The sequence below is a fragment of the Chitiniphilus shinanonensis DSM 23277 genome (assembly GCF_000374805.1).
Lineage (GTDB): Bacteria > Pseudomonadota > Gammaproteobacteria > Burkholderiales > Chitinibacteraceae > Chitiniphilus > Chitiniphilus shinanonensis.
On sequence record NZ_KB895353.1, the window covers coordinates 43,922 to 69,783 of the forward strand.

26 protein-coding genes are annotated in these 25,862 nt (G+C 49.8%); 1 reads left to right on the plus strand and 25 read right to left on the minus strand.

Features of this window, described 5'->3' with window-relative positions; all coding sequences use genetic code 11:
* Positions 1-8: 8 nt before the first annotated feature.
* From C556_RS0116165 to C556_RS23200, 25 genes are all read right to left on the minus strand, one after another.
* Positions 9-779, minus strand: a complete 771-nt coding sequence (locus tag C556_RS0116165) for a flagellar type III secretion system pore protein FliP (protein ID WP_026263152.1) — start codon at positions 777-779, stop codon at positions 9-11.
* 276 nt (positions 780-1,055) lie between these two features.
* Positions 1,056-1,382 (minus strand): FliM/FliN family flagellar motor switch protein, encoded by a 327-nt coding sequence (locus C556_RS0116170; protein ID WP_083930632.1) that lies wholly within the window; start codon positions 1,380-1,382, stop codon positions 1,056-1,058.
* Between the two features lie 8 nt (positions 1,383-1,390).
* Positions 1,391-2,125 (minus strand): FliM/FliN family flagellar motor C-terminal domain-containing protein, encoded by a 735-nt coding sequence (locus C556_RS22410; protein ID WP_083930633.1) that lies wholly within the window; start codon positions 2,123-2,125, stop codon positions 1,391-1,393.
* A 3-nt stretch (positions 2,126-2,128) separates the two neighbouring features.
* Positions 2,129-3,319, minus strand: coding sequence for a flagellar hook-basal body complex protein (locus C556_RS22415; protein WP_083930634.1), 1,191 nt, complete (start codon positions 3,317-3,319; stop codon positions 2,129-2,131).
* A gap of 7 nt (positions 3,320-3,326) precedes the next feature.
* Positions 3,327-3,743 carry a flagellar hook assembly protein FlgD gene (locus C556_RS0116175; protein ID WP_018749293.1) on the minus strand — a complete coding sequence of 139 codons (417 nt, stop codon included), beginning with the start codon at positions 3,741-3,743 and terminating at the stop codon, positions 3,327-3,329.
* Positions 3,744-3,753: 10 nt separating this feature from the next.
* On the minus strand, positions 3,754-4,437 hold the full coding sequence (locus C556_RS23175) for a hypothetical protein (RefSeq protein ID WP_157236217.1): 684 nt from the start codon (positions 4,435-4,437) through the stop codon (positions 3,754-3,756).
* The gene (locus tag C556_RS0116180) at positions 4,437-4,883 is read right to left on the minus strand and encodes a hypothetical protein (protein ID WP_018749294.1); all 447 of its coding nucleotides are present in this window, start codon (positions 4,881-4,883) and stop codon (positions 4,437-4,439) included. The genes C556_RS23175 and C556_RS0116180 overlap by 1 nt, the downstream gene beginning before the upstream one ends.
* Before the next feature lies 1 nt (position 4,884).
* Positions 4,885-6,213, minus strand: coding sequence for a FliI/YscN family ATPase (locus C556_RS22420; RefSeq protein WP_040431335.1), 1,329 nt, complete (start codon positions 6,211-6,213; stop codon positions 4,885-4,887).
* On the minus strand, positions 6,206-6,877 hold the full coding sequence (locus C556_RS22425) for a FliH/SctL family protein (RefSeq protein ID WP_245559266.1): 672 nt from the start codon (positions 6,875-6,877) through the stop codon (positions 6,206-6,208). The genes C556_RS22420 and C556_RS22425 overlap by 8 nt, the downstream gene beginning before the upstream one ends.
* Positions 6,878-7,188: 311 nt before the next feature.
* Positions 7,189-8,556, minus strand: a complete 1,368-nt coding sequence (locus C556_RS22430) for a flagellar M-ring protein FliF C-terminal domain-containing protein (RefSeq protein ID WP_083930636.1) — start codon at positions 8,554-8,556, stop codon at positions 7,189-7,191.
* Between the two features lie 8 nt (positions 8,557-8,564).
* The gene (fliE, locus tag C556_RS24290) at positions 8,565-8,855 is read right to left on the minus strand and encodes a flagellar hook-basal body complex protein FliE (protein ID WP_157236219.1); all 291 of its coding nucleotides are present in this window, start codon (positions 8,853-8,855) and stop codon (positions 8,565-8,567) included.
* Entirely contained in the window at positions 8,852-9,178 is a 327-nt protein-coding gene (locus C556_RS23185; RefSeq protein WP_157236220.1) for a flagellar basal body rod protein FlgC, read from the minus strand. The genes fliE and C556_RS23185 overlap by 4 nt, the downstream gene beginning before the upstream one ends.
* Positions 9,179-9,182: 4 nt before the next feature.
* Entirely contained in the window at positions 9,183-9,476 is a 294-nt protein-coding gene (locus C556_RS23190; protein ID WP_157236221.1) for a hypothetical protein, read from the minus strand.
* A 12-nt stretch (positions 9,477-9,488) separates the two neighbouring features.
* The gene (gene flgI / locus C556_RS22435; RefSeq protein WP_157236222.1) at positions 9,489-10,628 is read right to left on the minus strand and encodes a flagellar basal body P-ring protein FlgI; all 1,140 of its coding nucleotides are present in this window, start codon (positions 10,626-10,628) and stop codon (positions 9,489-9,491) included.
* Positions 10,589-11,185, minus strand: a complete 597-nt coding sequence (locus tag C556_RS22440) for a flagellar basal body L-ring protein FlgH (RefSeq protein ID WP_157236223.1) — start codon at positions 11,183-11,185, stop codon at positions 10,589-10,591. Before C556_RS22440 ends, flgI begins: the two co-directional genes overlap by 40 nt.
* A gap of 15 nt (positions 11,186-11,200) precedes the next feature.
* Complete coding sequence (locus C556_RS22445) at positions 11,201-11,965, minus strand: flagellar hook-basal body protein (RefSeq protein WP_083930639.1); 765 nt, start codon at positions 11,963-11,965, stop codon at positions 11,201-11,203.
* 17 nt (positions 11,966-11,982) lie between these two features.
* Positions 11,983-12,657 (minus strand): flagellar hook-basal body complex protein, encoded by a 675-nt coding sequence (locus tag C556_RS22450; RefSeq protein ID WP_083930640.1) that lies wholly within the window; start codon positions 12,655-12,657, stop codon positions 11,983-11,985.
* A 15-nt stretch (positions 12,658-12,672) separates the two neighbouring features.
* Entirely contained in the window at positions 12,673-14,715 is a 2,043-nt protein-coding gene (locus tag C556_RS20800; protein WP_040431340.1) for a flagellar biosynthesis protein FlhA, read from the minus strand.
* Complete coding sequence (locus tag C556_RS22455) at positions 14,708-15,796, minus strand: EscU/YscU/HrcU family type III secretion system export apparatus switch protein (protein ID WP_083930641.1); 1,089 nt, start codon at positions 15,794-15,796, stop codon at positions 14,708-14,710. The genes C556_RS20800 and C556_RS22455 overlap by 8 nt, the downstream gene beginning before the upstream one ends.
* The gene (locus C556_RS22460; RefSeq protein ID WP_083930642.1) at positions 15,789-16,562 is read right to left on the minus strand and encodes a flagellar biosynthetic protein FliR; all 774 of its coding nucleotides are present in this window, start codon (positions 16,560-16,562) and stop codon (positions 15,789-15,791) included. Before C556_RS22460 ends, C556_RS22455 begins: the two co-directional genes overlap by 8 nt.
* A gap of 9 nt (positions 16,563-16,571) precedes the next feature.
* Positions 16,572-16,832 carry a flagellar biosynthetic protein FliQ gene (locus C556_RS0116225; RefSeq protein WP_018749302.1) on the minus strand — a complete coding sequence of 87 codons (261 nt, stop codon included), beginning with the start codon at positions 16,830-16,832 and terminating at the stop codon, positions 16,572-16,574.
* 3 nt (positions 16,833-16,835) lie between these two features.
* On the minus strand, positions 16,836-17,990 hold the full coding sequence (locus C556_RS22465; protein ID WP_083930643.1) for a tetratricopeptide repeat protein: 1,155 nt from the start codon (positions 17,988-17,990) through the stop codon (positions 16,836-16,838).
* Positions 17,991-18,002: 12 nt separating this feature from the next.
* On the minus strand, positions 18,003-19,976 hold the full coding sequence (locus tag C556_RS23195; RefSeq protein ID WP_157236226.1) for a protein adenylyltransferase SelO family protein: 1,974 nt from the start codon (positions 19,974-19,976) through the stop codon (positions 18,003-18,005).
* Positions 19,976-20,380 carry a toxin-activating lysine-acyltransferase gene (locus C556_RS22470; RefSeq protein ID WP_157236227.1) on the minus strand — a complete coding sequence of 135 codons (405 nt, stop codon included), beginning with the start codon at positions 20,378-20,380 and terminating at the stop codon, positions 19,976-19,978. Before C556_RS22470 ends, C556_RS23195 begins: the two co-directional genes overlap by 1 nt.
* 77 nt (positions 20,381-20,457) lie before the next feature.
* Positions 20,458-21,039: a tetratricopeptide repeat protein gene (locus C556_RS23200; protein ID WP_157236228.1), complete on the minus strand. Its 582-nt coding sequence runs from the start codon at positions 21,037-21,039 to the stop codon at positions 20,458-20,460.
* A 362-nt stretch (positions 21,040-21,401) separates the two neighbouring features.
* Between C556_RS23200 and C556_RS0116245 the strand changes: the two genes are divergently transcribed.
* A partial coding sequence (locus tag C556_RS0116245) for a hypothetical protein (RefSeq protein ID WP_018749306.1) occupies positions 21,402-25,862 on the plus strand: 4,461 nt, incomplete at its 3' end.

Here is a 25,862-nt window from a genome sequence, read left to right on the forward strand (position 1 = left end):
GAAACCAACTAGCTGTATCCCATTACAAGTGAACGAGCGATCAGAGCCCAACCATCAACCAAAACAAACATCAATATTTTCAAAGGCAAGGCAATTGTTGTAGGGGGGACCATCATCATCCCCAATGACATCAATCCAACAGACACCAGCAAATCCACCAATAAGAACGGCAGTAAAACCATAAAGGCCATTTGAAATGCTGTACGCAGCTCGCTAAGCATAAAAGCGGGAACCAGCTGCCAAAGAGGAGGCTCCTTAGCCAAGGTCTCGTGCTCCGTTTCAGCAGTCCCCTCAATATCATTACCCCGAGCGAGATCGTCCACAAGCAAAATGTCAGCCTCTCTTGTATGAGCCAACATGAATTTTTTCAAAGGGACCGAAGCCTTTTCAATAAAATCAACGGAGCTAATTTTATTTTCCAAGTATGGTTGCAAGGCCACTTCATTTATTGACCTTCCAACAGGCGCCATCGCAAACATCGTCAGGCAGAGTGCCAAAGTAATAATCACCGACGAGGACGGGGTTTCGGGCATGCCCAATCCCATCCGCACAGAAGACAGCACAATCAAAATTCTGGTAAATGCCGTTGCAGATATCAATAAAATTGGCACCAAAGCCAGCAACGTCATCAACACAACGATGCGCATATAGCTTGTGCCATTGGCATAGTCCATTGCGGAACCAACCGCACTTGCCATCGCATGATCTTCGCTTGCCGCAAAAATAACGGAGGGCAATAGAAGAATAAATACGAAGATTAAAAATCTACACGGCCTCATCACCTTCAATCTTTTCCTGATCTATTATTGTGATATGAGAGTCGCTCAGGTGGGCGAAATACCTCACCCCCCGCCACTCCAATTCAATTAAGCTATGCCGGGTGGATATAACCTTCCTTCCAGTTACACGAACCCATTCTTCGCCTCGTACTCCCCATCTCCCGAACTTAAGACTGCCACTTTGTTTTTTTTTGAAGTAACCCGCCACAAGGAAAAGCAAGGCCACAACAAACAAAAACAAAAGGCTATTCAATAGGACAGACCAAATTTCCACCATCACTCCGCTGAAAAATTCACCACTCTTACACCAAGAACCCCCTCAGAATTCACCAACTCACCAACCCCGATCAGGCTTCCGTTAAGGAAGATATCCACCGTTAGTGCAGGCTTATCTTCCATTGCAATAAAGGCGCCAGGCTTCATTTTACGCAAATCAGCTATCGACAAGCTAGCCTCGCCAATTCGAAACTCCAACTTCACCTTAACATCACCCACATAACGCAATGGATCGAAAAGACCACTTGGCGTACGAATAAGCTCGCCCTCTTTTTCCGGCACCATATCTTTCAATTGCACAGCAGATACCATCGGAAGCTCTTCCATAAATTCGATTACCTTTCATTCGACAATCTGATGACTTTCAAAAGGGACCCCGGTAAAGAAGAAACCTCGCACTCAGCCAGAAATCTATCGTTTCTCCGGACCTCAACTCGAGTTTGGACCGGCTTATCAAGCAAAATGGTGTCCCCCAACTCCAAGCTCAAAACATCCGACAAGGGTAGTTCAACAGATGGCAAGAAAACACCGTAGGCCTCCCGTTCGTCCCCCAAGCACTTTCCCCAACTGGAAACCTGTCTCTTTGCTACATCCTCCCCATAAACCCTCTTAACATCGGAGAGCCGCAACATAATCCGGAAAACCCCTAACTCGGAGCTAAGTATGACCTGGAAAAACCGTGAGCCGTCGACAACGTTCGGTGGTTCATCAACAAAACTTGCAGGGGCACATGATGAACTAGAAAGTGCCTGCCAAAAACCAGCTAACGCAGCATTCATCCATTGTTCACACCAAGCTGGCAAGCCGGTCAATAATTCATCCGTATCATGACCTACTACATGCCTGAATAGCCAAATCCTGGCTGCATCAATCCCCCCCCAGCCGCGTAACTGATCACCTTCAGCTTGAAGCCATACGGCCGCAAAAGGGGGCTCCGCCTGTGGGAAAACAATCTCGCATTGAGGCACCACCCTAAGCCACATACCAGACCATTTCTCAACATGACGCCGAATGCTATTCAGTAGCAGCGACCGCTCAATGCTGCTATCCAGATAAACAAGCTTCTCCATCAATTAACGCTTACCTCTAATATCAAATAGCAGCCCCAGCATCTCATTGGTAGTGGAAATCACTTGAGAGGCTGCTTGATAGCCGCGTTGCATAATGATCATAGAAGAAAACTGTTGAGTCAATTCCACATTAGAAGCTTCCAAAGCCCCCTGGGTCAGTTGCCCCCTACCTCGCTCATCCGCCTTCCCAATTTCTATATTCAGCAACGGATTTTCCGCGGCGAAAACACCAAACTCACGAGAAATAAGCAAATCAGGGTTATCGATGCTTGCCAACGCAACCCTCCCCAAAATTTTTAAATTATTATTGGTATAGTTTGCCGTTATTTCACCATTTTTTGCGACTTTAATAGCATTAAGCTGGCCAGCAGCAAGCCCATCTTGGCCATCTAAGGACAACGTTGAGCTAAGTGTTGAAAAACACTTTGCCTTGGAAAAATCTAGTGTAATGCTTTGCGATGCTTCATCACCACGAGTAAATTCAAACTGAATCGTTGAATTCTCTGGGTCAACCTCGCCGCTATCCAAAAAGCGAATCGTCCCAGAGCCCAACTCCTTTGAGTCCTTCTCATCCGTCTTTAGCGTAACCTTCCACTTGCTTGAATCTTCTTCGTCTCGCGCGAGACTCATCTTGACTGAGATAGCATTCCCAGCATCATTAAATACACTAATAGCATCGGGGAGATCATAAGTTGAAGCAGCTGAATTTAGCACATTAGCAAAATGCAAAACCGCAGTTGCTTTTCCAGGAAAGACGTTATCCTCGGATTTAAAAATAATCGGTCCGAGATTCCCCAAAGGATCATACACAAGCAGCGGCAAACGGCTCCCTTGCTGTACCAGTCGCTTGCCCTCATCGACAACAAAGCTGCCCGCGCGAGTAAAAAGAGGAGCGGCTGTGTCCCCAATCACGAAATAACCTTCTCCTTCAATTGCAAAATCGAATGAGGCTCCTGTCTGCTGCACATCGCCCTGAAGTAGCAAACGCGTTGGTTCGCCAGTGCTCACCCCAGAGAATGAGCTTCCTTCGTCGTAAGGGCTTTTATGCAGCTGACCTGGCTGCTCATAAAAGGAAAGGCGCTTTCCTTTATAGGCAGTTGTATTCAAATTAGATATATTTTCGCTGATCGTCGACAGACCCTGTGTATAAGCGGCCATTGCCGAGCTAGAAATCAGAATGCTATTTATTGACATAACGGCCTCAGTTACGGATGCTAGCTACCGAAGAGAGCTTGATTTGGGTAACCAAATCGCCTGCCGCGCCCTGAGCAGTCAGCAAAGGCTGACCATTCTCAAAATTAATTGCCACAACTTTTCCAGAAATCAAACCGGAAGGCGATGAATACTCGATGTTTTTTCCAATTAATCCAAATGCTTGAAGGACGCCTTGACTACTTAAAAAAGAATCCATTTTTTCGTTCAACAATCTTGTCTGCTCAAGCGTGGTGAACTGGGCCATTTGTGCGATGAACTGCTGATTGTCCATCGGCTTCAAAGGATCTTGATAGGTCAATTGAGTCATGAGAATTTTCAGGAAGTCATCTTGCCCCAGACTGCCTACACTCGAACTCGTCTGAGTTGGACTTGCCGCCACCGCACCGATCAAATCAATAGCCATTTCCGACCTCTCATTTCTTTAAATTTGATTTTTTCCCGGACACTATCAATTCGTCAACCTGTCCATCATGAGGAATGCTCCCCAATGCCATCGCCACATCAGGGTCGTTCCATAAATTAAGGGTATCTTCCTGGCTTGAAACAAGAACAACCCCCTGCCTTCCATTGCGATCACTTTGATAAAATCGGTATCTCTTTTCAGCCGGCGCCTTATTTTCATTTTTTACTAAAAAAGGCAAAGCCGAAGTACCGCTTGCACCATCAAAGGAAAGATTTTCTAAAGAAGAGTTTTTTGCCAAAACCAACTCCACCATACCCATCGATTTCGGCACACCAGGATTTACTTTCGACGCCCGCAAGACAAATAAATCAAAAGTGGAAGAAGGTAAAAGTGGAGCTTTACCCTCGGCGGGTGATTGCACGTCAAACCTTGAGCGAGCGATTTCTCCATCCGAAACACCATCTGGCTGGGTTCGTTGTTGAAGGTTAGGTGAAGGGGCCTCCGTAGCCACACTGATCAAATCCCCAACCGGGTTACGTAGTTCCTTGAAAGCCTCTCGGGAGAACGACGTTTCCAATTGCTGCAACGTACAGGAAAATCCGCTTCTCCCTTGATCAGAGGGGGGCAAAAGTGTGCCTTGTTCCTTCTCAAATGAAAGGTACGAATGGCCACTTCCAAAAGAAATATTGTTCATTACTCAGTCCCATCAACTTGCCACTTCCTAACTGCCAAGATATCGTCGAGCAATTTTTCCTGGTCTCTAACAATTTTTATTCTCGAAGTCTGAACCCCGATATAAATTGCATTTTTTAAGACCCGAACGCGCCCGAACAATCTCCACACATCCTCTTGGAAAGCATCTAATTCGGTCTTCAGTCGAGCCAATGCTATGGCAGATGATTTTACACGCTGTTGTAGTTCCTCAACCCGCTGCAATACACCGCCTGCAAGCACCATCTGGTGCTTTCCGCGAGAATAAAAGGACTCAATCAAGGCTAACTCGCCTCTCAGCGCAGCTCGATCATCAGTCAATTTTCGTTCAGATGCCAAGTACTTCTCATTGAGCTTCGCCCTCTGCAATAAGGCACGATCCAACTCATATTGTTTGATCTGAGCTAGGGTCTCAAATATGTGAGCCAAGCTAAACCTCAATTTCGGAAATATGCGTGAACAGCTTGGCCAAACCAACTCTGCCTACCTCCGCGTCCACAAGCACATTGCTATCTTGGCTCAGAAACTCCTGAATTACGGGGATAACATTGAGCACTTGATCAAGCTTTGGATTGCTGCCAGGCTCATACACCCCGAGGTTAACCAGCTCCTTATATCGCTCATAAAAAGCAACTACGCGTATCAATTGCGAGGCCCAGCTCAGCGCCTGCTTATCGACAACAGCAGGCATAACCCGGCTCGTACTATGCAACAGGTCAACTGCGGGAAATCTGCGCTCATTCGCCAATTCTCGCGAAAGGACTATATGGCCATCCAATGTGGCCCGCATCGTATCAGAGAGAGGCTCATTTAAATCATCCCCCTCAACCAAGATCGTATATACACCAGAAATCGAGCCTTTTCCTTCAATGGCTCCGCATCTTTCAACCAAGCGAGTCAAATTGGAAAACGTCGATACCGTATAACCACGAGCGGTCGGCATATCACCGATCGCAAGACCAATTTCGCGCTGCGCCATCCCGAAACGCGTAACACTGTCCATGACCAACAGCACATTTTTGCTTTGATCACGGAAATACTCCGCCAATGCGGTAGCATAGTATGCTGCGCGTTGCCGCATGATTGCTGGTTGATCTGACGTAGCGGCAACAACAACCGTCCGCTCTAGAATTTTGGAAGCAGAGATATGCCGGACAAAATCCAGGACCTCTCTTCCTCGCTCGCCAATAAGCGCTATCACACAGATATCGGCGTCTGTACCTTGAACGATTTGTTGCAGCAACGAAGTCTTGCCAACCCCGCCGCCAGCAAAAATTCCGATTTTCTGCCCAACACCAATAGATAAGAAGTGATCAATTACTTTAATTCCCGTATGCAGGCGTTGGGAAATCGGGGTCCGCTTCAATGGATTAAGTGGCTGCGCATTAAGGGGATACTCAGTCTCGGCATCAAACCGCTGGTCATCAGCGTAAGGCTCACCAAATGCGTTTAAAACTTTTCCAAGCGCCTCATTACCCACTTTCGCCGTTGGCAATCGCCCCGTTGCAAATACCTCGCAACCAACAGAAACACCAGCGACATCGCCATAAGGAAATAATAATGTCTTTCCATTATTAATCCCGATTACCTCGGCAAAAGTGATTTCACCTGACCTCATAGAGGCAATTTCACAGATCTCCCCCAGATAAGCATCGGGGCCATCCGCTTCTACAATTGTCCCAGCACACCGTACAATCTGGCCTACCCTTGATATCAGCTCCTCCCGTCGAAGAGCCCGCTCGAATCGGTTACTAATCAATTTCTTTCAAGGCCTTTTTCAAAATATCACGCACACGCTCTAATTGTGTTTCATATCTTGCGTCCAAAGACCCAGACTCGGTGTCAACTATACATCCACCTATTTCAACACGCGCGCTCGGAATGATACGCACGAGCCTTCTATCTCCAAGATCAACCCCTTGAGAAGTAAGGAATTCATAATCCCCGGGAGAAAGATGTAGACACGTAATCCTCTCCGCTCGCACTTCGCCAAGAACATAACGCACAGTTGCCAATGCACGCTCATGGTCCAATGCATGCTCTCCAACAATTCTGACCGATGCCGCAAGTGCAACTGAAATTGCAACTTCCTCAAGCTGCAAAGTTTGCTTATCGACTTCGCGGGGAATTCTATCCAACATCGCCCCCAATCGGTTGCGAACCAAGGCCGAGTTCCTCTCCCCCTCCTCCATCCCCCGCGTTAAGCCTTCCTGATAAGCCTTTTCTTTCAATTCTTCCAATTGTCTGTGCAGCTCAAAATCCATTTGCTCCTGACTAGGGGAAGGTACATGTTGAACTTGCACAGCCGAAGACAGAATGCTCAACTCGACATCGTCCTCGCAGCGATGTTCTTCGATTAAGCTATCCCCCTCATCTTTTGGGGTAAAAAAGCGAATTTCGCTCTTTTTCAAAATTGTCGGCACAATCAATGCCCTTTTTTAACAAATTAGATATCCGGCATCTATAATACGTCGCAACGCGCTACGAGCAGCAGAAGCCAATCCCGCTTGGTCTGGCTCTAGCATTAATCGATTAAGTAGAAGCTGGTAATCCATTGGAAGCCCGGGAAAGGAAGGCGCTTCCCCCTCAATCCGCTCAGGCGCTTCACCTAGAATACTCGAGAGCAAACCTCTTTCGTCGGGACTCAACGAGCAAAGCACTTTCTCTCTTTCATGAGAGTCGAGCTTCTCCAAAAACGATATCACCAAATCAACTTTACTCATGGGAAGAATGCTCAGTGTAAACGTGACAGCAAAGCCCGTAGTTCGGCGACGAGCACATCTCGCCGCGATTGTGTTCGCCTAAAAAGATACACACTACCAACCACTACAAATACAAATGCCAACAAGCTGAGAAACCATACCCGATACCTAGGTCCTGGCTCATCAGCAGTGCCGTCAATTACAGCAACGCGATCAGCCTTCTCGATAGGTATATTTGCGGAGGAAAGTGGATCTTTATTCAAAACCTGGCTTTCCAAAACTTGTACCGAGACTCGATCTCCGCGCTGAGTATCCATTCCAAGCGCATCAGCCACAATATTGGTATAAGCGTCATCGGATAACGGATTTTCCGGGTCGCGGATGATTACGCTCGCGGATAACCGAATAATTGCGCTGGGGCCTTCGTCTACTTGTTCAACGAATTTTCCAGTAGCAAAAGTTAAGTCTTCGTCCTGCTTAGCGCTGCCTTCAACCCCATCCGTCACCGATTCATCTTCAGCCAGGACTTCGGCACCATGCAACCGCTTTGATTGGAGAACACCAACCGGAATCTGCTTATAGGCTCCCGCTGCCAGCGGCTCCTCTTTCAGGGTCTTCCTATGCTGCTGGCTGTAAGTAATTGCGACTGCAACACTCAAGCCACCCGATGCTCCGACCACTGGCGAAAGAACTTGCCTGACTTTACCTTCTAAATAGGCTTCCTGCGCATGGCGTCCGTATGAACCAGCAGAACTTTCGTTTGCTCCCGAAATTGGACGCCCGGATCCGTCGATAACGGAAACTTCATCTAGGCGAAGCCCCGGGATTGCTGCCGCAACTACCTGTTGAATTGCAAGTACTCTTTCTTCAGGCAAAAAATCATTTTTTGTGCTCATCGTTACCGTAACAGCAGCCTTTGGCTGAAGAATACGGCTTCGCGTTCCAGCCGACATTTCCGGAACCGATATATGAACCCTGGCCGATCCGATTCCGGGCAAATTTCCGATAGTACGAGACAATTCACCCTGTAATGCCCTGACCAAATTGACATGCTGAGTAAAATCGGTCATCCCGAGATCGCCGCCAGAAAATATCTCAAGCCCTACTTCGTGAGCAAGATTTGCATCAGCGGCAAAAACTTTAAGCTTTGCATTGTTCAAGGCAGATTCTGGGACAGTAATGGCCTGGCCATCCTCAACCAATGAATAAGGAACCTTCTCCTTATCCAACACGGTAGAAACCTCCAATATCTTTCTTGAATCTCCCCCCGAAATGAGAACGGCTTGTCTAGGATAAAAAATCCAATAAAGCACTCCCGAAAACAACACAGCAACAGCCACTACAAAAACGATGAAAATCGGCTTGCTTTTATTTGTTATAGCACCCAGCCCCAAAAACATATTTTTTCCTAAATTTGTGTACGGTATATTTCCTGAACCGTCTCAACTATTTTATTCTTCACTTGCAAAGCCAAAGCCATATCTAGCCTCGTTGCCTCCATTCGGATAACAAGCTCATGCGTCGGAATTGAAGAACTCCCATTAATGAAGCCTTCAATTCTGCGGCCATTAGAAGAAATACTCTCCTCTAAAGCTTCTATCTTTCCGGCGACTTTCGAAAAAACTTCTGCGGTCGAACTATGAGCCACCTCGGACAGGAAGGGAACGCTTGCCGTCGAAGAAATTGGATTTATCATCATCTTCCTGTAATTTCTAAAGATCGCTCAATCAAACTTTTAGCCGCACTGGCCACTGTGGAATTCATTTGATACAAGCGCATCGCATCCATTAGATCGGTTACACTCGTCAAATAGGATAAGCCCTTATTTGCCTCTACTTGACTGGAAGTATCTAGTTCGCCCACATGCGCGGCCTCCTTTTCACGTTGAATGTGCATTGAGAAATCTTTTCCCCCACCCCCGCCGGAATCCCTATATGCGATTTGGTTTGCCAGTGCTTGGATAACCAATTGCTGTCTATCCATACCAGCCCGAGCCACATCAAACAAAGCAAATGCGTCCACTGAATCACACTCCCTTTCCATCGTTGGCTATCAAGGAATAGATACCCAATTCCCCAGACGCTAGTTTGCCTAATACTTGATAGCGGGCAACCTCATGAGCTAAATCGACAAGTAAGCGGCTTGCTTCCGGACGGTCTACACTCGGAAGTAGGGTCTCTGTCGCAGCTTCCGTCCCCTCCTCTTGAACCTCGGCAACGGCTTGGCTAAAGGTTTCGATACGTTTTGCGATGTCGTTGCTACGCCCAATAATGCTCGTCATCGATGCTACTATGGAATCTATCGATTGAATCGAACTCACGCCTTCCCCCTTTTACTGAACAAGAATATCCGCATACAAGGCGCCAGATGCCTTTATTGCCTGGAGAATCGCAATCATGTCACGCGCGGTGACATGTTGGCGATTCAATTCCCCGACTAAATCTGCAATAGTGTTCCCCGGCCGAGTAATTACAGCCCCACTTGTTTCCGAAACCGCAATTCTACTGTCCTTCTCTACTGTTGCCCGAGTTCCAGGGGAATCGATGACCAGCAATGGCTGAGTCACTATCGACGTAGTGGTAACAGAAATACGCAAGCCACTATGAGAGATGGTTATTGGAGATATGACCGTATTTGCACCTGCCACAACTACACCACTGCGTTCGTTTACAACAATTTTTACCTGATTAATCGGCTCCACCCGGACAGCCTGAATCCCCGCAATTAGCTCAACCAGTCGTTGATCCGACAAAGATTCGGAAAACTGAACTTCCACCAAGCCAGCATCCCTTGGGACGACAGTTACATCAGAAACTGAGGCTCTTATTTTGCTTGCTACTTGATTGGCCATCAGATAATCAGGATTGTTCAGCAAAAACCGAAGTTTCCCATCCGGAGGCCTTGGGCTCGACAATGTCCCTTGCTCGACAGCACACCCCCCAGGGATGATTCCAACAGTAGGATAATTTTTCTGCTCTACTGTTTGATTCGCCTCAACCTTAAACCCCCCCACATTCACTGCCCCTTGCGCAAGGCAATATATTACTCCATTGGGGCCTTTCAGCGGAGCAACGAGTAAAGAGCCACCAGCCAACGATTTCGCATCACCCATGGAAGTGACCGTCACGTCGACTCTATCTCCCGCGCGAGAAACAGCGGGTAACGTAGCGGTTACAATAACCGAAGCAACATTTCGGCTAAGTATCTGCGAATCAGAAACGCTGAGGTCAAATCGAGACAACAAATTTGCCAATGCTTGCCGTGTTGCCTTACTGCGAGGGGAGTCACCAGAGCCAGCCAACCCTGAAACAAGGCCGATGCCAGACAAATAGTTTTCTTTCCATCCTTCGAACCGCCCAATGCTTCTAAGTTGCAAATCCGCAGCAGAACAAATAGAAGAAAAAATGAAAATTAAAATAGGCAAATTTCTCATCAAAAAATCCGAAGCCAATCTAATATTTTTGTTAGCCAACCTTGCCTTTGACTGGCAGTGAGGTCCCCTTCGCCTTTGATAGCGATCTTAACGTTTGCTAAGCGGTTCGACTCAATCGTGTTATCACTTGCTATATCCCCTCTTCTTACGCTTCCTTCCACGCTTATGAACTGCTTTTCATCGTTTACGGAAACCAACTTATCGCCAGCGACTCGCACGTCTCCATTTGGCTCTACAGCTAATATCATCACCGTAATTTCGGCTGCAATTTTCCCGCCGCGGGCAGTTTTCCCTTGACCCATAGCACTTCTTTCAAGGGAAAGGGCAGCAGAACCGCTACCGCTATGCGTTCCCCCAGAGTGAGCGTCAGAATAGTACTTCACCGAAGCCGCAAATTCGGACTCCCGCGACGTCGATGTATCCGCAGTACTAATTGCCGAAGTACTCTCCCTGACCAATACAGTTAATTTGTCGCCAACTTGAAGTGCCCGATTATCGCTGGTAAGCGCATGGTAGCTCCCTTGATCGAACAAACTCTCTGCATGGCAAAAAAAGAATAAAAACAAAAAAAAGAGAGATGCCCAAATTCTTGCCATCGTCCCCATAGCTTATTACGCTTTCAGCAAGGAATTGGCGGCATCGAACATCTCACCTGCTGTCTGTACTATCTTGGCACTGGCTTCATACGCGCGCTGAGCCATGACCAGTGAGGTAAATTCATCCACCAAATTTACGTTTGAGCCCTCAAGATACCCTTGCATAACCAATCCCGCATTATCTTGCCCTGGTGCGACAGTCACTGCACGCCCCGACTCTTCCGTCTCAACAAATACCCCTGCTCCATCAAGCTGGAGTGCATCTGGGTTAGCAAAGTAGGCTAGCTCCAAAACTCCAAGCTCCTTCGTTGAGCCATTCTTTGTTGTGATTTGAATCATACCATCGGCGCCAATTTTCAAATCAACTTCACCGCCTTCGAGCTGTATCTCAGGCTCCAGGCGATTGCCATATTTATCGGAAACATATCCATCTGGATCAATGCCGAACGACCCGGAACGGGTATAGGAAATATCTCCATTCTGCTTACGAACAATGAAGAAACCAGCGCCCTGAATAGCCAAATCAAGCGGCCTATCGGTCTTTTGTGGCTGACCTTGCGACATATTTCGCCAAATACCGGTCACTGCTGGCCCTTGCTCTTGGGCACCAATGCTGGCCCGCTCGCTTTCGTCCAACTGTGAAACAATCACTTGAGACAATCTGGTTTGTTGTTTCTTAAAAGAAATTGAATTCAGATTAGCAATATTGTTAGAGATGGTTTCTACAACCTGCTGCTGCGCCCGTAAACCATTTTTCCCAATATAAATAGAATCAATCATACCCTCCTCCTTTTAATTCAAAATCGCCCGAGGTCCGAAATAGCTTTTTGATATAATCCGTCGATGCTTTTATATGCAAACTGAAGTCCATTCATATATCGGATGCTTAACATAAGATCAACGACCTCGTCTGAAAAATTGACATTTGACATTTCGTACCCTCCGCTCAACAATGCGTTGGAATTGATCGATTGGCTTATGCCTTCCGCCTCTCTTACATACCCTTCCTTAATAACGGTCGCGTTATCAATTTTAACCAAGGCAATAGCACCCTTCTTTTCCTCGCCGACCCAGATGCCCCCCTGTTCATCAATACGAGCTTTCGAAATATCGGAAGCCGAAAAAGCACCGACAACATCGAGCGGCTTTCCGTTTCCATCTAAAAGTTCGCCATCCTTATTTATCTCTAACCGACCAAATCGAGAATAGGCAACACCGCTTTCATCACGGACCTGCATATAAATACTTGGTTGCAGATATAAATCCAAAGGTCTTCCCGTCGCAACAAAGGGGCCCGAGCTTTTATCATAAGTCAATGATCTCTCGTTTAGGCCCTCTTTCAATAAGGAGCTAAAATTGGCCTGTGTGCGAAGATACCCAGGAGTCTGCATATTGGCTATATTCAAGCTCTGATAATGCAGCATTTGCTCGTTAGCTTGCATTCCTCGAGCAAGTACATCAAAAACCCCCATTTTTCACTCCCCTTATCATGAATCAATTGGGCTTAACTGCAGAACACCATCTGAGCGAACCTTTGCTTGGGCCGGCAATTCATTAATCGCCAAAACCGCCAAATGAGGAATAATCCTCTCCAGGAAGGAACGAATTCCTCGTCTAACATCTGGTTGGCAGATCAGGACTGGCTTAGCCCCTTCCAGAGCCGTGCGTTCTGCATAATCTGACAATTTGAAAACGAGCTGTTCGGCCAATCTCGGGTTGAGAATCATGCCCGATGAAGGCAATCCATTTCTTAGACTTTCAGCGATAGCCAACTCTGTAGCCGGATCAAGAGTAATAACCTTTAACTCATGACGGTTGCCAAGCAATGATTGATAGATTATTGCGGATAATCGTTGGCGCACCCGTTCGATCAATTGAACGGGGTCCTTTTGCTGGCGGCCTTGATCGACCAAAACCTCAAGGATTTGCTCGATATTCAAAATCGGTATTTCCTCTTGAAGTAAACCTTGAAGCACCCGCTGAACATCAGACAATGTAAGAATGTTCGGCACGAGCTCTTCGACAAGAGTTGGCTGATTCGCTCTGATTCGATTAACCAGTCGCTCGGTCTCTGCCCTAGTAAGTAAAGACGGCAAATTTCTTCGAATGGTATCGACAAAATGAGTAAAGAAAACAGTCATCGCATCTGCTGTAGTATACCCAGCATCTTGCGCGGCAGCCTTTTGTGCCGGCTCAACCCAGACTGCAGGCAGCCCATATGCAGGATCTGCCACCGCAATTCCATCAATGAGGTCAATGGCATTTTTTGGAGCAATCGCCATTACCCGTTCGAGATAAAGCACCCCTTCGCCGCAGCACGCGCCTTTTATATATATCCTATAGACATCAGGATCAATAGCTTCATCCTTGCGAATTACAACTTCTGGAATAACGACCCCCATTTCTTTCGCAATTTTCTTACGCAGGGAAGAACATTGATCTATTATTTGGCTTTCAAATTTAACACCCAGGGCAAGAATATTTTCTCCTGCTCGAATATCGATCGCATAATTCGATATTTCTAGGTATGCATCGCTGGTTTCTTCCTTTTCAGGAGTGACTTGACGTGCCTTCTTTGCTCGGCCAATCACTAATGGCATGAAAATGGCGAGAACACCCAACAACACCATCATCGGCCATATAGGCATACCAGGCATAAACATCATTGCAAAAAGCACAGCACCTACCAACAACAAAGTTCGGGGATGAGCTGCTAACTGCCGAAGTATTTCATTACTAAGCCGACTATCCCCTACCGATCTCGTGACAATTATACCAGTCCCAATAGATATCACTAATGCAGGCACTTGAGTCACAATCCCATCGCCGATAGTCAGTAAGACATACCTCTGTAATGCCTCCTGCCACGGCATTCCATGCTGCATAACACCGATTGCAAACCCGCCCAGAATATTAATTGCAAGGATAATGACACCAGCTATTGCATCCCCTTTTACAAACTTGCTTGCACCGTCCATTGCGCCATAAAAATTCGCTTCTTTTTCTAACGATTTTCTGCGAGTCTGCGCCTCCGCCTGATCAATAAACCCCATATTGAGATCTGCATCAATGCTCATCTGCCGGCCAGGCATGCTATCCAGAGTAAAGCGTGCGGCTACTTCCGCCACACGCTGCGCGCCAGCGGTTACTACGACATACTGAACAACAACCAAAATCAAAAATACAATGATACCGATGATGTAGTTCCCTCCAACTACATGCTGCCCAACTGATTCGATGACGTGGCCTGCATTCGCGTCGCTCAAAATCAGGCGCGTGGCGGCTACATTCAGCGAAAGTCGAAATAGTGTCGCGATAAGCAACATCGAAGGGAATGTTGAAAAATCAGTTGGCTTCTCTGTATAAAAACTCAACAGAAGCAATAAAATGGCAAACGACAAATTGCAAACAATTAGAAAATCTAGAATATACGAGGGAATGGGTGTAAATAGCACCAACAGTATGCAAAATATTCCCGCGACCAACGAAATATCGGAATTTCGAGAAGCATGATTATAAAATTTACTCACGTCGACCCCGATAACGTTTTTTTGAATTTTTCTTTCCCAGCATTCCAGCCCTTATCATAATTCTCGCGATTTCGGAGTAGTGCTCCGGCTCTATCGCAGCTCCAATTTTTGTTTGAAAGTAAATACGCCGCGCCAAAGCTCTGTTCTGAAAAAGGGGGATCCCATGACGTCCCGCTATATCTCTTATTCGCTCCGCTTGACTCCCCATTCCCTTCGCAACAACGACTGGTGCATCGAGAATCTCCGGGCGATACTGAATAGCCAAAGCAATATGTGTCGGGTTAATTAATATTAAATCAGAATCTGGCACAGCAGACAAAGAACGGCTTTTTGCCGTCAGCTCGTGGCGTATGGTCCGCAATCGCTGACGGATTAAAGGGTCGCCCTCCTGCCGTTTAAGCTCTTCTCGAATCTCACGCCGGCTCATTCTCATTTTGCTATTGTACTGACGGTAGCTGATCCAATAATCTATGATTCCATATATGGCCAATAACATCATTATCGTCGCCCACAATCGTGGCCCATACCACGCGTAGATCTCGCGTATGGCAGACAAGGAAAGTGCGCCTTTCAGGGAAATTTCCTTGATCAGCGTCACCATCAAAGCACCGCAGGCCAGAGAAAAGAGGACAACTTTTATTAGAGTTTTCCCTAGCTCTATTAAGAGCTTTAGAGAAAAGAGGCGTTTAAATCCTTCAGCTGGATTCAGCTTTTTCCAATCCGGCTTGATGGTATGCATCGAAAAAACAAACCCGGACTGCACTAAGTTCCCCAAAAGAGCAGCCAGCGCAATAACACCAAGGATCGGCAAAGCTCCAAAAAAAGCTGTAGAAACCAAGGCTGTTGTTCTAGGTAATATTTCTTGGTCATTACGACCAACAACCATAAACCAATCGTGAAACATCCAGAGCAATTTGTCTAAGAATCCTCTCAAATAGATAAGCGCCCCAATGCCGGCCCCTCCTATGACCAAAAAGGACAGCACATCCGTACTTTTTAATACCATCCCCTTTCGCCGCGCCTCGCGCAGCTTGAACGGCGTTGGCTGCTCCGATTTTCCTTGCTCGTTTTCTTCAGCCATTTTTGATCAAAATCTGAGTCCAATACTCTTTCAACATTTCCAGCAACGTGATAAATGCAAATGAAAAATGCGGGACCAACATCGCCAAAACAACCAACGTCACAAGGAGTTTTAGCGGAAATGAGAGAAACAATATATTGAATTGAGGCATACTCCTGACCATTGCAGCCAAGGCCATATCAACTAGCCATAAAGCAAGAGCAACAGGTCCGCCAAGCATTCCACCAAACAAATACATCTTGGCAAAATACCCCGAAAATTTTACAAAGTCGACATGCCATCCATAGCCAATTGGCGCAACGAGAAATGTAGCTTCAAATATCCTAAGAAGCGCGTGATGTCCATCAATCAGCATAAAGAAAGTCAAAGCTGCCGCCGCTATTGCGGCACCAAGTATGGAGTTGCGTTCCCCACTTGCAGGATTGAGGAATGCAGCCATGCTCAGTCCAGCTTGGCCTTCGATGATTCGTCCCGCGAGTTCAAAGGAAAAAAAAGCACCTCTTATCCCAAAACCTAGAGTCAAGCCAATCACAGTCTCTACTAACCCAGCTACGAGGAATTGCCCTGTGCCCATCAAGGGTAGGGGCTCCCCCAAGCGCATACTTGTAGAAAACAATAAAGACAACGAGAAGAGCATGCATATTTTTGCTAACCGAGGTACAGGATAAGTTGTAAAAAAGGGAGTAGCAAAAAAGGCTCCTCCCAGCCTACAGCTAACCAGCAATACCCCTAGCCACCATTGATAAATGGCATCAAATTCCAACATCAGCAATAATCAGTTAAATTTCATTTGAAACATCGCCATGCAAAACCCAAGTAGCTTCCTCAGCATCCATCCACCCGCAAAAATGAATACTACACATGCGGCGATCAGCTTCGGTATAAAGGAAAGCGACATTTCTTGAATTTGAGTAACCACCTGCGCAATATTTATAAGTATGCCGACCAATAATACCGTCAGAAGTACCGGCGCCGAAATAAGAGCTGCAACCCACAGCATTTGAGAGAGCAGCTGTAGAGCAAAGTCCGGAGACACGTTTCACCCCCTATTTTTATCCATTATCTTTTGAATCGCCTTCAGCAGGGAAATATCGTTCTTTGTAGAGCGGACCAGTACTCTATCTACAATCGCCTTTTCTTCCGCATGATTTCCCTCTGCCGCTGCCAATTTACTTTTTACATACCAAGCCGTGGCCGAATCCCTATCCAGCTTTAGAGACAGTTCCGTCAGCCCTCTAGCTTTTCCGATATCGCCTCGCATTAATGCAACCAGGGCCAATGCAGCTTGACTATCGGCAAAGGCGGGGTTTAGCTCAACCGCTCGAAGGAAATGAGCCTCCGCGGCTGATAACTCTCCTCTAAGCAACTGATACCAGCCAAGCATGTGCCAAGTACCAATATATCCAGGAAAATACTGTGCAGCGCGCTCCAACGGAAGTTCAGCCTCTTGAAGATTCGCCTGCGCTAGCGCGCACATTCCAAGACCTAACCATGCCCTACCGGACCTTATATCCAGCCGCAATGCCTCTCGAAACAATTCTTGTGCTTTGAGAGTCTCCCCGTCATCCAGAGCTAGCATGGCGAGTGTTGTAAAAGCGTCGGCATTTGAACCATTCGCTAAAGCACACTCAGCCCATTTCTTTGCCTCTTCCTTCTCGCTTATATCTATAAATGCAGTGCTAAGAAGACCGGCAACCATATGATCATTTGGGGCTATAGCTGTGAGCCAATAGCGAGCCTCTTTGATCATTTTTTCGACATTGCCCAAAAGATACAAAACTCTCAAATACAATTGGGCACCTTCACTTGGCAAGTCTGCCAATTCGAAGGTGCTCATTACAGCTTCCGCATCCACCAGGCGCCCCAATAGTGCCAACGTATGCGCATAATTTATTTTTGGCCCCATCAACATTGGGTTCTGCCTTAACAGAACTTCATAGGTTATCAGAGCTTGCTCCAGCTTTCCGGAGGCAATTTCATATATACCTTTTATATGCACAAAATCAGCCCGGGATTTCAATGCCTCAGGAACTTTCCCTAACATCTCCTCCAGTCTATCAAATTGGCGAGCTTGTATTTGAGCATCAAATGCTCGCATAAAGAGCATTTCATTACTCGGATCTTGAACGTGGTAATTATATAAGCGTTCAGCCTCTCCCAAGGCGTTCCTACTATGGCCCTGCTCGTGAATCATATTCGCAACTCCTTAGTCAGAACGCGCTGGATTCATTGGAATAGGCAAGCCCATCAACGTAGCACGATAATTTTCAAATAATTCAGCCATGGCGGGGAATAGATCTGCCATGCTCAATAGCGCATTTTCCTTGTCGAAGGCAAGAGTTAAGGCATTGATATCTTCGAAATCCTCAATGCTTTTACAAGGAAATCCTATAGCCCAACTACCATCGATTCTTTCGTGGAACTCAAGTTTCCGAGAAAATGCGTCTAGCAAAAATACTTGTTGGATCCCACCATTGGCAATGGCCCGCAGACGCCCTTTCTCATTCAATAGAAAGTACATGCACTTTGTCACAGGATTCCACGCAATGCGGCTGAATGACCCCGCGTAAAGCGGAACTTCCATGCTTTCCAGTTCTCTCAACAAAAGATAACTTAAGGATTCGTTTTCTTCGATCAAAGCAGCCAAGCCGGGCAACGCAGTCGGAGTCCCCAGAACAATTTCCTCAACTAAGTGTCCGCAACGTAGCAGCAAACGATCTCGATACAAGAAGCTGATGGGAAGTGCCCGCCTAGTCATTTCAAAAGCAACAAACAAAGTCAGCGCTTGCCTGTCAATCCCCCTATTTGCCGCGACCTCTTCTACTTGAGTGCATAAACCGCAATATAAAAGCCACAGTTCCTCATTCAAGGAAGAGCTAAAAGGAAGGTCGGGAAATTTATTTTTTCCATTTAGCCAGTATTCACAATATAGAGAATACAAAACCGATCGTATCGTATGCGCTTCCCATGTAAATTCCGCATGAAAATCATGGTGGTGAGGAACTCTCTTCTCATACATTGCAATATTGACTAAATGCCTTCCAAGGCGAGAAGAGAACTCCGACTTCATCAAAACATTCAACGCAAAAACGGGCAAGCCAGTCAGCTTGAGCATTTCATGCTCCAGCTGTTTCACATATATATCAATAAACTTTTGATATATTCCCTGCCCATTCAAAAACCCCTGAGGATCCGGGACAAATTTTTGCACGTAATAACAGAGATCTTCACAAGTTTTTTGAAATAACGAATATTCTTGCCAGTAACTAGGCTGATTGGAAGTAGTGATTACTTCGCCGTATGACGGAACTGCAGAAGCGGTGCCGTAGTCAATCCAGCCGCCACCGATCAGAAAATTCGACGGTGTCAAAGACCCGTGCATAAATCGCTTGGCCTTTGACACAGCCAACTGTATAGATGCATGAAGCATCATCTTTTCTATTGCCAGCTGATAGGATTTGGCTGCGTTTTCCAAAAGGAGCGGCACATCCATTATCGCAGGCAGTCTTGGTATGCACTCGCGGACGCGATGATAATCATGGGGATAGTTTTGCTTTATTTCAGGTTTTGCTTTGAAATAAAAGGCCCTGAAAAAGTGGGCCGGCCTGATGCCCGACTCGCGGATAAGCAATCCACGCCGGACTTGAAGCCGTTCGTCCAGTTCCGGATCTGCATGCACATAAGCTCGACGCCATGCATATGATCCTGTATCGATGACTGCAACGACTCTGCTCCCGGGAAAAGGAAGCGCATTATCTGCAGCCTGACTGAGCAGCATATCTGCAATAGCCTCTTGCAGCGGCAAACCACCGTGGCTATACCAGAAATTGACCCCCACCCCACCCACCGGAGTCAGGCCAATTCCTTTTACTTGAAATGACTCAGTTAATCCGCATCGAGCCCCACCACCATTAGAAAGAACCCCCACTCCGCCGTATCTTTCTGCATAAAATATTTTTGTTACGTCGGTTACATGCTCCGAGTCTTCATCGGTGGGAACGATATATGCGAATTTTTCCAAAATTTCCTGTTCCGCCGCAGCTTCATCGCTTTCCGAGGATGAGCAAATGCCATATTGCCGCAACACAGGAAGGTTCGCATATATTAATTTGGCTTTTTTTAGGCGATTTGCTACAAAAGGAATAAAGACACTCGCTGGCAATATTTTTTGAATATCCATCAGCCCTGCACCCTCCAAGTAATCACCCGCCGTCGATTCGGCTTGGAATGTACGAAGCGAACGATATCCGCATCTTTTAGGATCTTCGACGAGATGTTTCGCAAAACGGAACGCAAGTATCCGGGCATTACGACAAGGTCAACAATCCAGGGCGGACCCGCTTCATCCCATTCGCTTTCATGTAGGACATAACTTGGATTTGCCGCCAGCATCAGCTGCACGTCTGGGGATGGGAATGCCCACATGACATATGCCACCGGAGAGCCTTTTTCATCGAAAAAGAAATGGATCTGCTCATGATAAATTGCAGCTGTCCATATATTTACCTGTAGAGAGAGTCCTTTCTTCTCTCCACTGGGAACAATGCCGCTCAAATAGCTGGCATATCCCAGCTTTTCGGACAAGCTTCGAGTGTGTACGCTTGGGGTTTCACTTAGGGGAAAACGCATGACGAAGAAGCTTTATGCTATTAATTTTCTATTCAATGAAATTTGTCTTCGTACTTCTTGACAAGAACTTCCATAGGCAACCCAACGTGCTGAGCCGTCATCTCGGGATGACTTTCAGCCAGTTGAGCTTGCTGCTGCTGGTTCGTATGTGCGAGTACACGCTGCAGAAGCAACGTCATGTCCCGATTTAAATCGGGCACATCTGCATTACTTGCCAAGCCTTTTCGTAAAGGCATTTCTGCTTCATGTGGAAGCCCCTGCCCTATGAGCGTCAAAGCCAAAGAAAACTGCTTCATATAGCTTGCATCAGGCAGTTTCAATAGTGGCGCCAAGACTTCGCTGCTTTCGGACTCATCTCCCATAGTCAGCAGTAATAACCCATACTGAAATCTGCATATGGCGTTGTTCTCTTGAAGAGCCAAAGCCCGAGCATAAAACTGTGTTGCTTCTGGGTATCTTTTTGCTGAAGCCAGTTCAGCCGCATAGAGAAAATGGGCAGCAAAATCCTGGGGATATTCTTGAGTAGTTTCAAAAAATATTCTTAAAGCTTCTTCGACGTTTCCCTGGGTACTCGCAGTTATGCCTTGAGTTAATAACCCTTCCAATGTCTTCATATTTTTATGCCTGTTTTCTTAACCCGCAGACCACAGATAAGACGTCCGACGCAGATCGGAAGTGCCCAGAGTATACAGTTGTAAGCTGCTGAATGCCGGTCGACCATCCAGACGGCGAGGTGCGATATTTTCCCCTTGCTTACTGTATTGTTACGCTTATTCAACACGAGGCAGCCATATGATAGCCGCTTGCCCACCTCAGAGAAAAGGTGGCGTCTCGTGCCTATAGCCCGGCTTTACTCCTTCTTTGACTTTCCGTTTCCGACAGATAAAATCACGCCGATATAGCATACAGCTTGAGCACGGATGCACCGTGCCTGCCTCTCCTCTTCACTCTCCGTTACGTATAAGGTGCCGTCGCCATGGTCGCGATCGTCAGTGGGAATGCCCTCGGCCTGCTCAACAGCCAACTCGCTCCCCAACTCGGCTCAGGATCCGCCACCGCCACCACCGGCCGTAACGGCGAAGCCGCCTCCGTCAACGTCGCCAACGGCAACCTCGTCCTCCAACGACGCGACGAAATCCTGCGCGCCACCGGACTCGGCGCCTCGCTCCTGCGCACCTACAACAGCCAGGCCCAGTTCACCGACGACAACAACGATGCCTGGTGGATCAACGGCTACCGCCGCCTGCTCAACCTCACCGGCTCCCTCAATACCGCCGGCAGCGCCATCCAACGCGTCGACGCCGATGGCAGCCTGCAACAGTTCAACTACGATCCCACCCTCGCCGCCTACCGCTCCACCGATGGCGCCGGGGCCCACGACACCCTGCGCTACGACGCCGCCACCCAGCGCTGGACCTGGCGCGAGGGCAGCTCCGGCCAGCAGGACACCTACGAGGGCTATGGCAGTTATTGGCGACTGGTCAGCGCCCAGGACCCCAACGGCAATCAGCAAACTTACACCTACAGCGGCGCCCTCCTCACCCGGATCCAGACCACCACCGGCGACAGCATCGAGTTCAGCTACAGCGGCAATAACCTGACCCAGGAACGGATCCGCCGCGCCGATGGCAGTTATCTGGGCCGCACCTATTATCGCTACGACGCCCTGGATCGCCTGAGCGAGGTCCTGGTCGACCTGACCCCGGACGATGGCGCCATCACCGATGGCCAGGTCTACAGCACCCGCTATACCTACGACGGCAGCAGCAATCGTCTGGCCAGCCTGACCCAGACCGATGGCAGCACGCTCGGCTTCACCTACGTCCAGGTGGGCAGTGACTATCGACTGGCCACCGTCACCGATGCGCTGGGTCAGGTCACCCGCTTCACCTATGACGTGGCCAATCGCAGCACCACCGTCACCGACGCCCTGGGCTACGTCACCAGCTATCGCTACGATGCCGCCGGCCAGTTGCTCGACGTCACCGGCCCCGCCACCAGCGGCGCACCGCAGAAGGTGAGCTACCAGTACGACAGCAACGGCAACCTGCTCCAGAGTACCGATGCCCTCGGTAACACCGTGAGCTATGGCTATGACGCCAGCGGCAATGTGCTCAGCCAGCAGGACAGCGCCGGCAACCGGATCGAGCGCAGCTACAACAGCGCCAATCAACTGCTGACGGAAACGGTCTATCGCCAGCCCGATCCCGATGGCGCCGGCAGCGCAGTGGCGACCCTGCCCGAAACCACCCGCTACGTTTACGACGCCAACCAGAACCTGCGCTTCCTGATCAGCGCCCAGGGACGGATCAGCGAATATCGCTATGACGCGCAAGGCCTCAAGCTCAGCAGCCACAGCTATCTGGCCAACCTGTATCCGCTGACCGGCCTCACCACCAGCCAAGCGCCCACCCTGGCCCAACTGACCAGCTGGGTCGCGACCCAGCCTGCCGGGCAGACCACGCGCGAGGATTATGGCTACGATACCCGCGGCCAATTGATCAGCCTGACCCGCTACGCCACTGTCGATGCCAATGGCGTGGGCATCGTCGATGACGGCGCAAGCACCACGCGCTATGGCTATGACGCCAGCGGCAACCTGCTGAGTCAGGTGGATGGCAACGGCCGCCAAACCAGCTACAGCTACGACGGGATGAACCGGCTGCTGAGCACGGTCGATGCCTTGGGCCAGAGCTCCACCCATCAATACGACGATGCCAACCGCCGCGTCGTCCATTTGCTGGTCAACGGCCGGGTCGATACGGAAACCTACGATGCCGCCGGGCAATTGCTCTCGGTGATCCGCGGAGGGCTCGCACCCACCCAGTATCGCTACGATGCCGATGGCCGCCTCCGCCTGACCATCGATGGCAATGGCGCCAAGACCCATCGGTTGTACGACGCGCGCGGCAATCTGATCGCCCGCATCGATGCCAACGGGGCATTGACCGAGTACCTCTACAACGCCGCAGGCCAGCTGTCCCAGACCATTGCCTATGGCACCCTGCTCGGCACGGCACAACTGGCCAGCCTGACCGATGCCGCCAATCAACCGCTTGCGGTCGACCTGGCCACGTTGCGCCCTGCCGGTACCGCCACCGACCAGGTGAGCTGGCAGTTGTACGACGCCGCCGGACGGTTGAGCAAAACGGTGGATGCGCTGGGCTATGTCACCGAGATCCGATACGACGGGGTCGGCCGCATCGAACGCTCCATCGCTTATGCCACGCCCGTTGCCACCACCGGGCTCAATGCCGGCACGCGCGCCAGCGACCTCACGCCCACCAGTGCGGCAGGCGATCGCGTCACGCGCAACTTCTATGACAACGATGGCTTGCTGGTCGGCCAGTTGGATGCCGAAGGCTATCTGACCGTCCACGACTACGACGCCAGCGGCCGCAAGAACCATACCGTGCGCTACGCCACGGCCACCGCCAGTGCCAATCGCGCCAACGGTACCCTGGCCAGCCTGACCCCGGCCACCCACGCCCAGGATCAGCACAACTGGTTCCTCTACGATGGCCAGGATCGCCTGGTCGGGACCGTGGACGCCGAAGGCTATCTCACCGAAGTCCAATACGATGCGGTCGGCAATGTGCTGCGCAGCATCCGCTATGCCAAAGCCGTGGTGGCCAATGCCAGCAGTACCCTGGATGGGCTGCGCACTGCCGCCACCCAGTCCGGACAGGATCAGGTGGTCAGCTATACCTACACCGCGCTGAACCAGGTCGCCACCCAGACGGCGGTCGATGGCACGCTGACCCGCACCACCTACGATGCCCTGGGCCAGGTCATCGCCAGCGAGCGGGCCGCCGGAACGGCCGAGGCCCGTCAGACCCTGGCGCGCTACAACGCCCACGGCCAGGTGATCGCCACCCTGTCCGGGGAAGGCGCCGCCAAGCTGGTTGCCGGCCTCACGCCGGCACAGATCGATGCCATCTGGGCGCAGTACGGCACGCAATATGCCTACGACCAGGCCGGGCGCAAGGTGCGCAGCAGCGTGCAGAACCCCGACGGCAGCAGCAATACCACGCTGTCTTACTACACGGCGGCCGGGCAGCTGCGTTACCAGGTCAACAGCCTGGGCGAAGTCACCGCCTTCACCTATACCGCGCAAGGCCAACAGGCCAGCCAGCGCAGTTATGTCAACCGCTTGAGCCTCGGCACAATCGATGGCTGGACGGGAGGCGTGGCGGACAGTGCCATCGACAGTGCCATCGCCGCCCTGAACCATGCGCTGGATCGCGTCAGTCAGTATCGCTACAACAGCCGGGGCGAATTGACCCAGACCATCGACAGCCTGGGCTATACCCTCGATACCAGCTACAACGCCTTCGGCGAACTCAGCCAACGCAAGCAGGCCTTGGGCGATGGGCGCTTCACCATCCAGCAATACGACTATGACCGGCGTGGCCTGCTGACCGTCACCCGCGATGATCCCGCCGGGGCGCTGGCCCGCAGCCAGACCACCACCTACGATGCCTTTGGTCGCCTCGTCAGCACCCTCAACCCGCTGGGCAGGACCACCACCCAGGTCTACGACCGGCTCGGCCGCGTGGTGCAGACCGTCGACGCACTCGGGATCTCACGCTATAGCAGCTACGATGCCTTTGATCGGACGGTGACCAGTACCGATGCCCTGGGTAACGTCACCCGCTACAGCTACGACGTCGCCAGCCGTACCGCCACCCTCACCACCCCCGACGGGGTCGTCACCCGCCGGGTCAACAATCGCCACGGCGAAACCATCAGTGTCACCGATGGCCTGGGCAACAGCACCAGCTACCTGTACGACAAGAATGGGCAGCTGCTGCAGACGACCGATGCCCGTGGCAAGACCAGCTCCCAGGCTTACGATCAATTGGGCCGGCTGTTCCAGAGCACCGACGCCAACGGTGTCGTCACCCAGTACCAATACGATGCAGTGGGACGCCAGCTCAAACGCATCGTCGATCCCACCGGCTTGCAACTGCAAACCAGCTGGACCTACGACGCCCTGGGCAATCGTCTGACCGAGACCCAGGGAACGGTGGCCGTCCCCGCCCAGCGCAGCACCACCTATCAGTACGACGCCAAGGGACAACTGCTCAGCAAGACCCTGGCCAATGGCAGCAGTGCCATCAAGACCAGTTACACCTACGACGCGACCGGCAAGACCTTGACGGTGGTGGAAGGCGACGGCTCCATCGCGGCGCGTAAAACCGAATACCAATACGACGTCCTCGGACGGCGTACCGCGGAGATCCTGGATCCGGCCGGCCTGAAGCTGACCACCCGCTATGGCTATGACGCCAATGACAATGTGGTGACCAAGACCGATGCGGCCGGCAATGTAACCCGCTATGCCTATGATGCGCGCAACCAGTTGCGGTTTACGGTGGACGCCTTGGGCTACGTGGTGGAGAACCGCTACGACGCACAGGGGCAACTGGTCAGC

Bases quoted from the DNA above. Each gene is read 5' to 3' on its own strand.
- C556_RS23200 (WP_157236228.1), bottom strand. From the start codon at position 21,039: ATGAAGACATTGGAAGGGTTATTAACTCAAGGCATAACTGCGAGTACC.
- C556_RS22455 (WP_083930641.1), bottom strand. From the start codon at position 15,796: ATGGCTGAAGAAAACGAGCAAGGAAAATCGGAGCAGCCAACGCCGTTC.
- C556_RS22440 (WP_157236223.1), bottom strand. From the start codon at position 11,185: ATGGCAAGAATTTGGGCATCTCTCTTTTTTTTGTTTTTATTCTTTTTT.
- fliE (WP_157236219.1), bottom strand. From the start codon at position 8,855: ATGATGATAAATCCAATTTCTTCGACGGCAAGCGTTCCCTTCCTGTCC.
- C556_RS22410 (WP_083930633.1), bottom strand. From the start codon at position 2,125: ATGGAGAAGCTTGTTTATCTGGATAGCAGCATTGAGCGGTCGCTGCTA.
- C556_RS22430 (WP_083930636.1), bottom strand. From the start codon at position 8,556: ATGTTTTTGGGGCTGGGTGCTATAACAAATAAAAGCAAGCCGATTTTC.
- C556_RS22460 (WP_083930642.1), bottom strand. From the start codon at position 16,562: ATGTTGGAATTTGATGCCATTTATCAATGGTGGCTAGGGGTATTGCTG.
- C556_RS22465 (WP_083930643.1), bottom strand. From the start codon at position 17,990: ATGATTCACGAGCAGGGCCATAGTAGGAACGCCTTGGGAGAGGCTGAA.
- C556_RS23175 (WP_157236217.1), bottom strand. From the start codon at position 4,437: ATGAACAATATTTCTTTTGGAAGTGGCCATTCGTACCTTTCATTTGAG.
- C556_RS0116170 (WP_083930632.1), bottom strand. From the start codon at position 1,382: ATGGAAGAGCTTCCGATGGTATCTGCTGTGCAATTGAAAGATATGGTG.
- C556_RS22445 (WP_083930639.1), bottom strand. From the start codon at position 11,965: ATGATTGATTCTATTTATATTGGGAAAAATGGTTTACGGGCGCAGCAG.
- C556_RS22415 (WP_083930634.1), bottom strand. From the start codon at position 3,319: ATGTCAATAAATAGCATTCTGATTTCTAGCTCGGCAATGGCCGCTTAT.
- C556_RS23195 (WP_157236226.1), bottom strand. From the start codon at position 19,976: ATGGATATTCAAAAAATATTGCCAGCGAGTGTCTTTATTCCTTTTGTA.
- C556_RS0116175 (WP_018749293.1), bottom strand. From the start codon at position 3,743: ATGGCTATTGATTTGATCGGTGCGGTGGCGGCAAGTCCAACTCAGACG.
- C556_RS0116165 (WP_026263152.1), bottom strand. From the start codon at position 779: ATGAGGCCGTGTAGATTTTTAATCTTCGTATTTATTCTTCTATTGCCC.
- C556_RS22450 (WP_083930640.1), bottom strand. From the start codon at position 12,657: ATGGGGGTTTTTGATGTACTTGCTCGAGGAATGCAAGCTAACGAGCAA.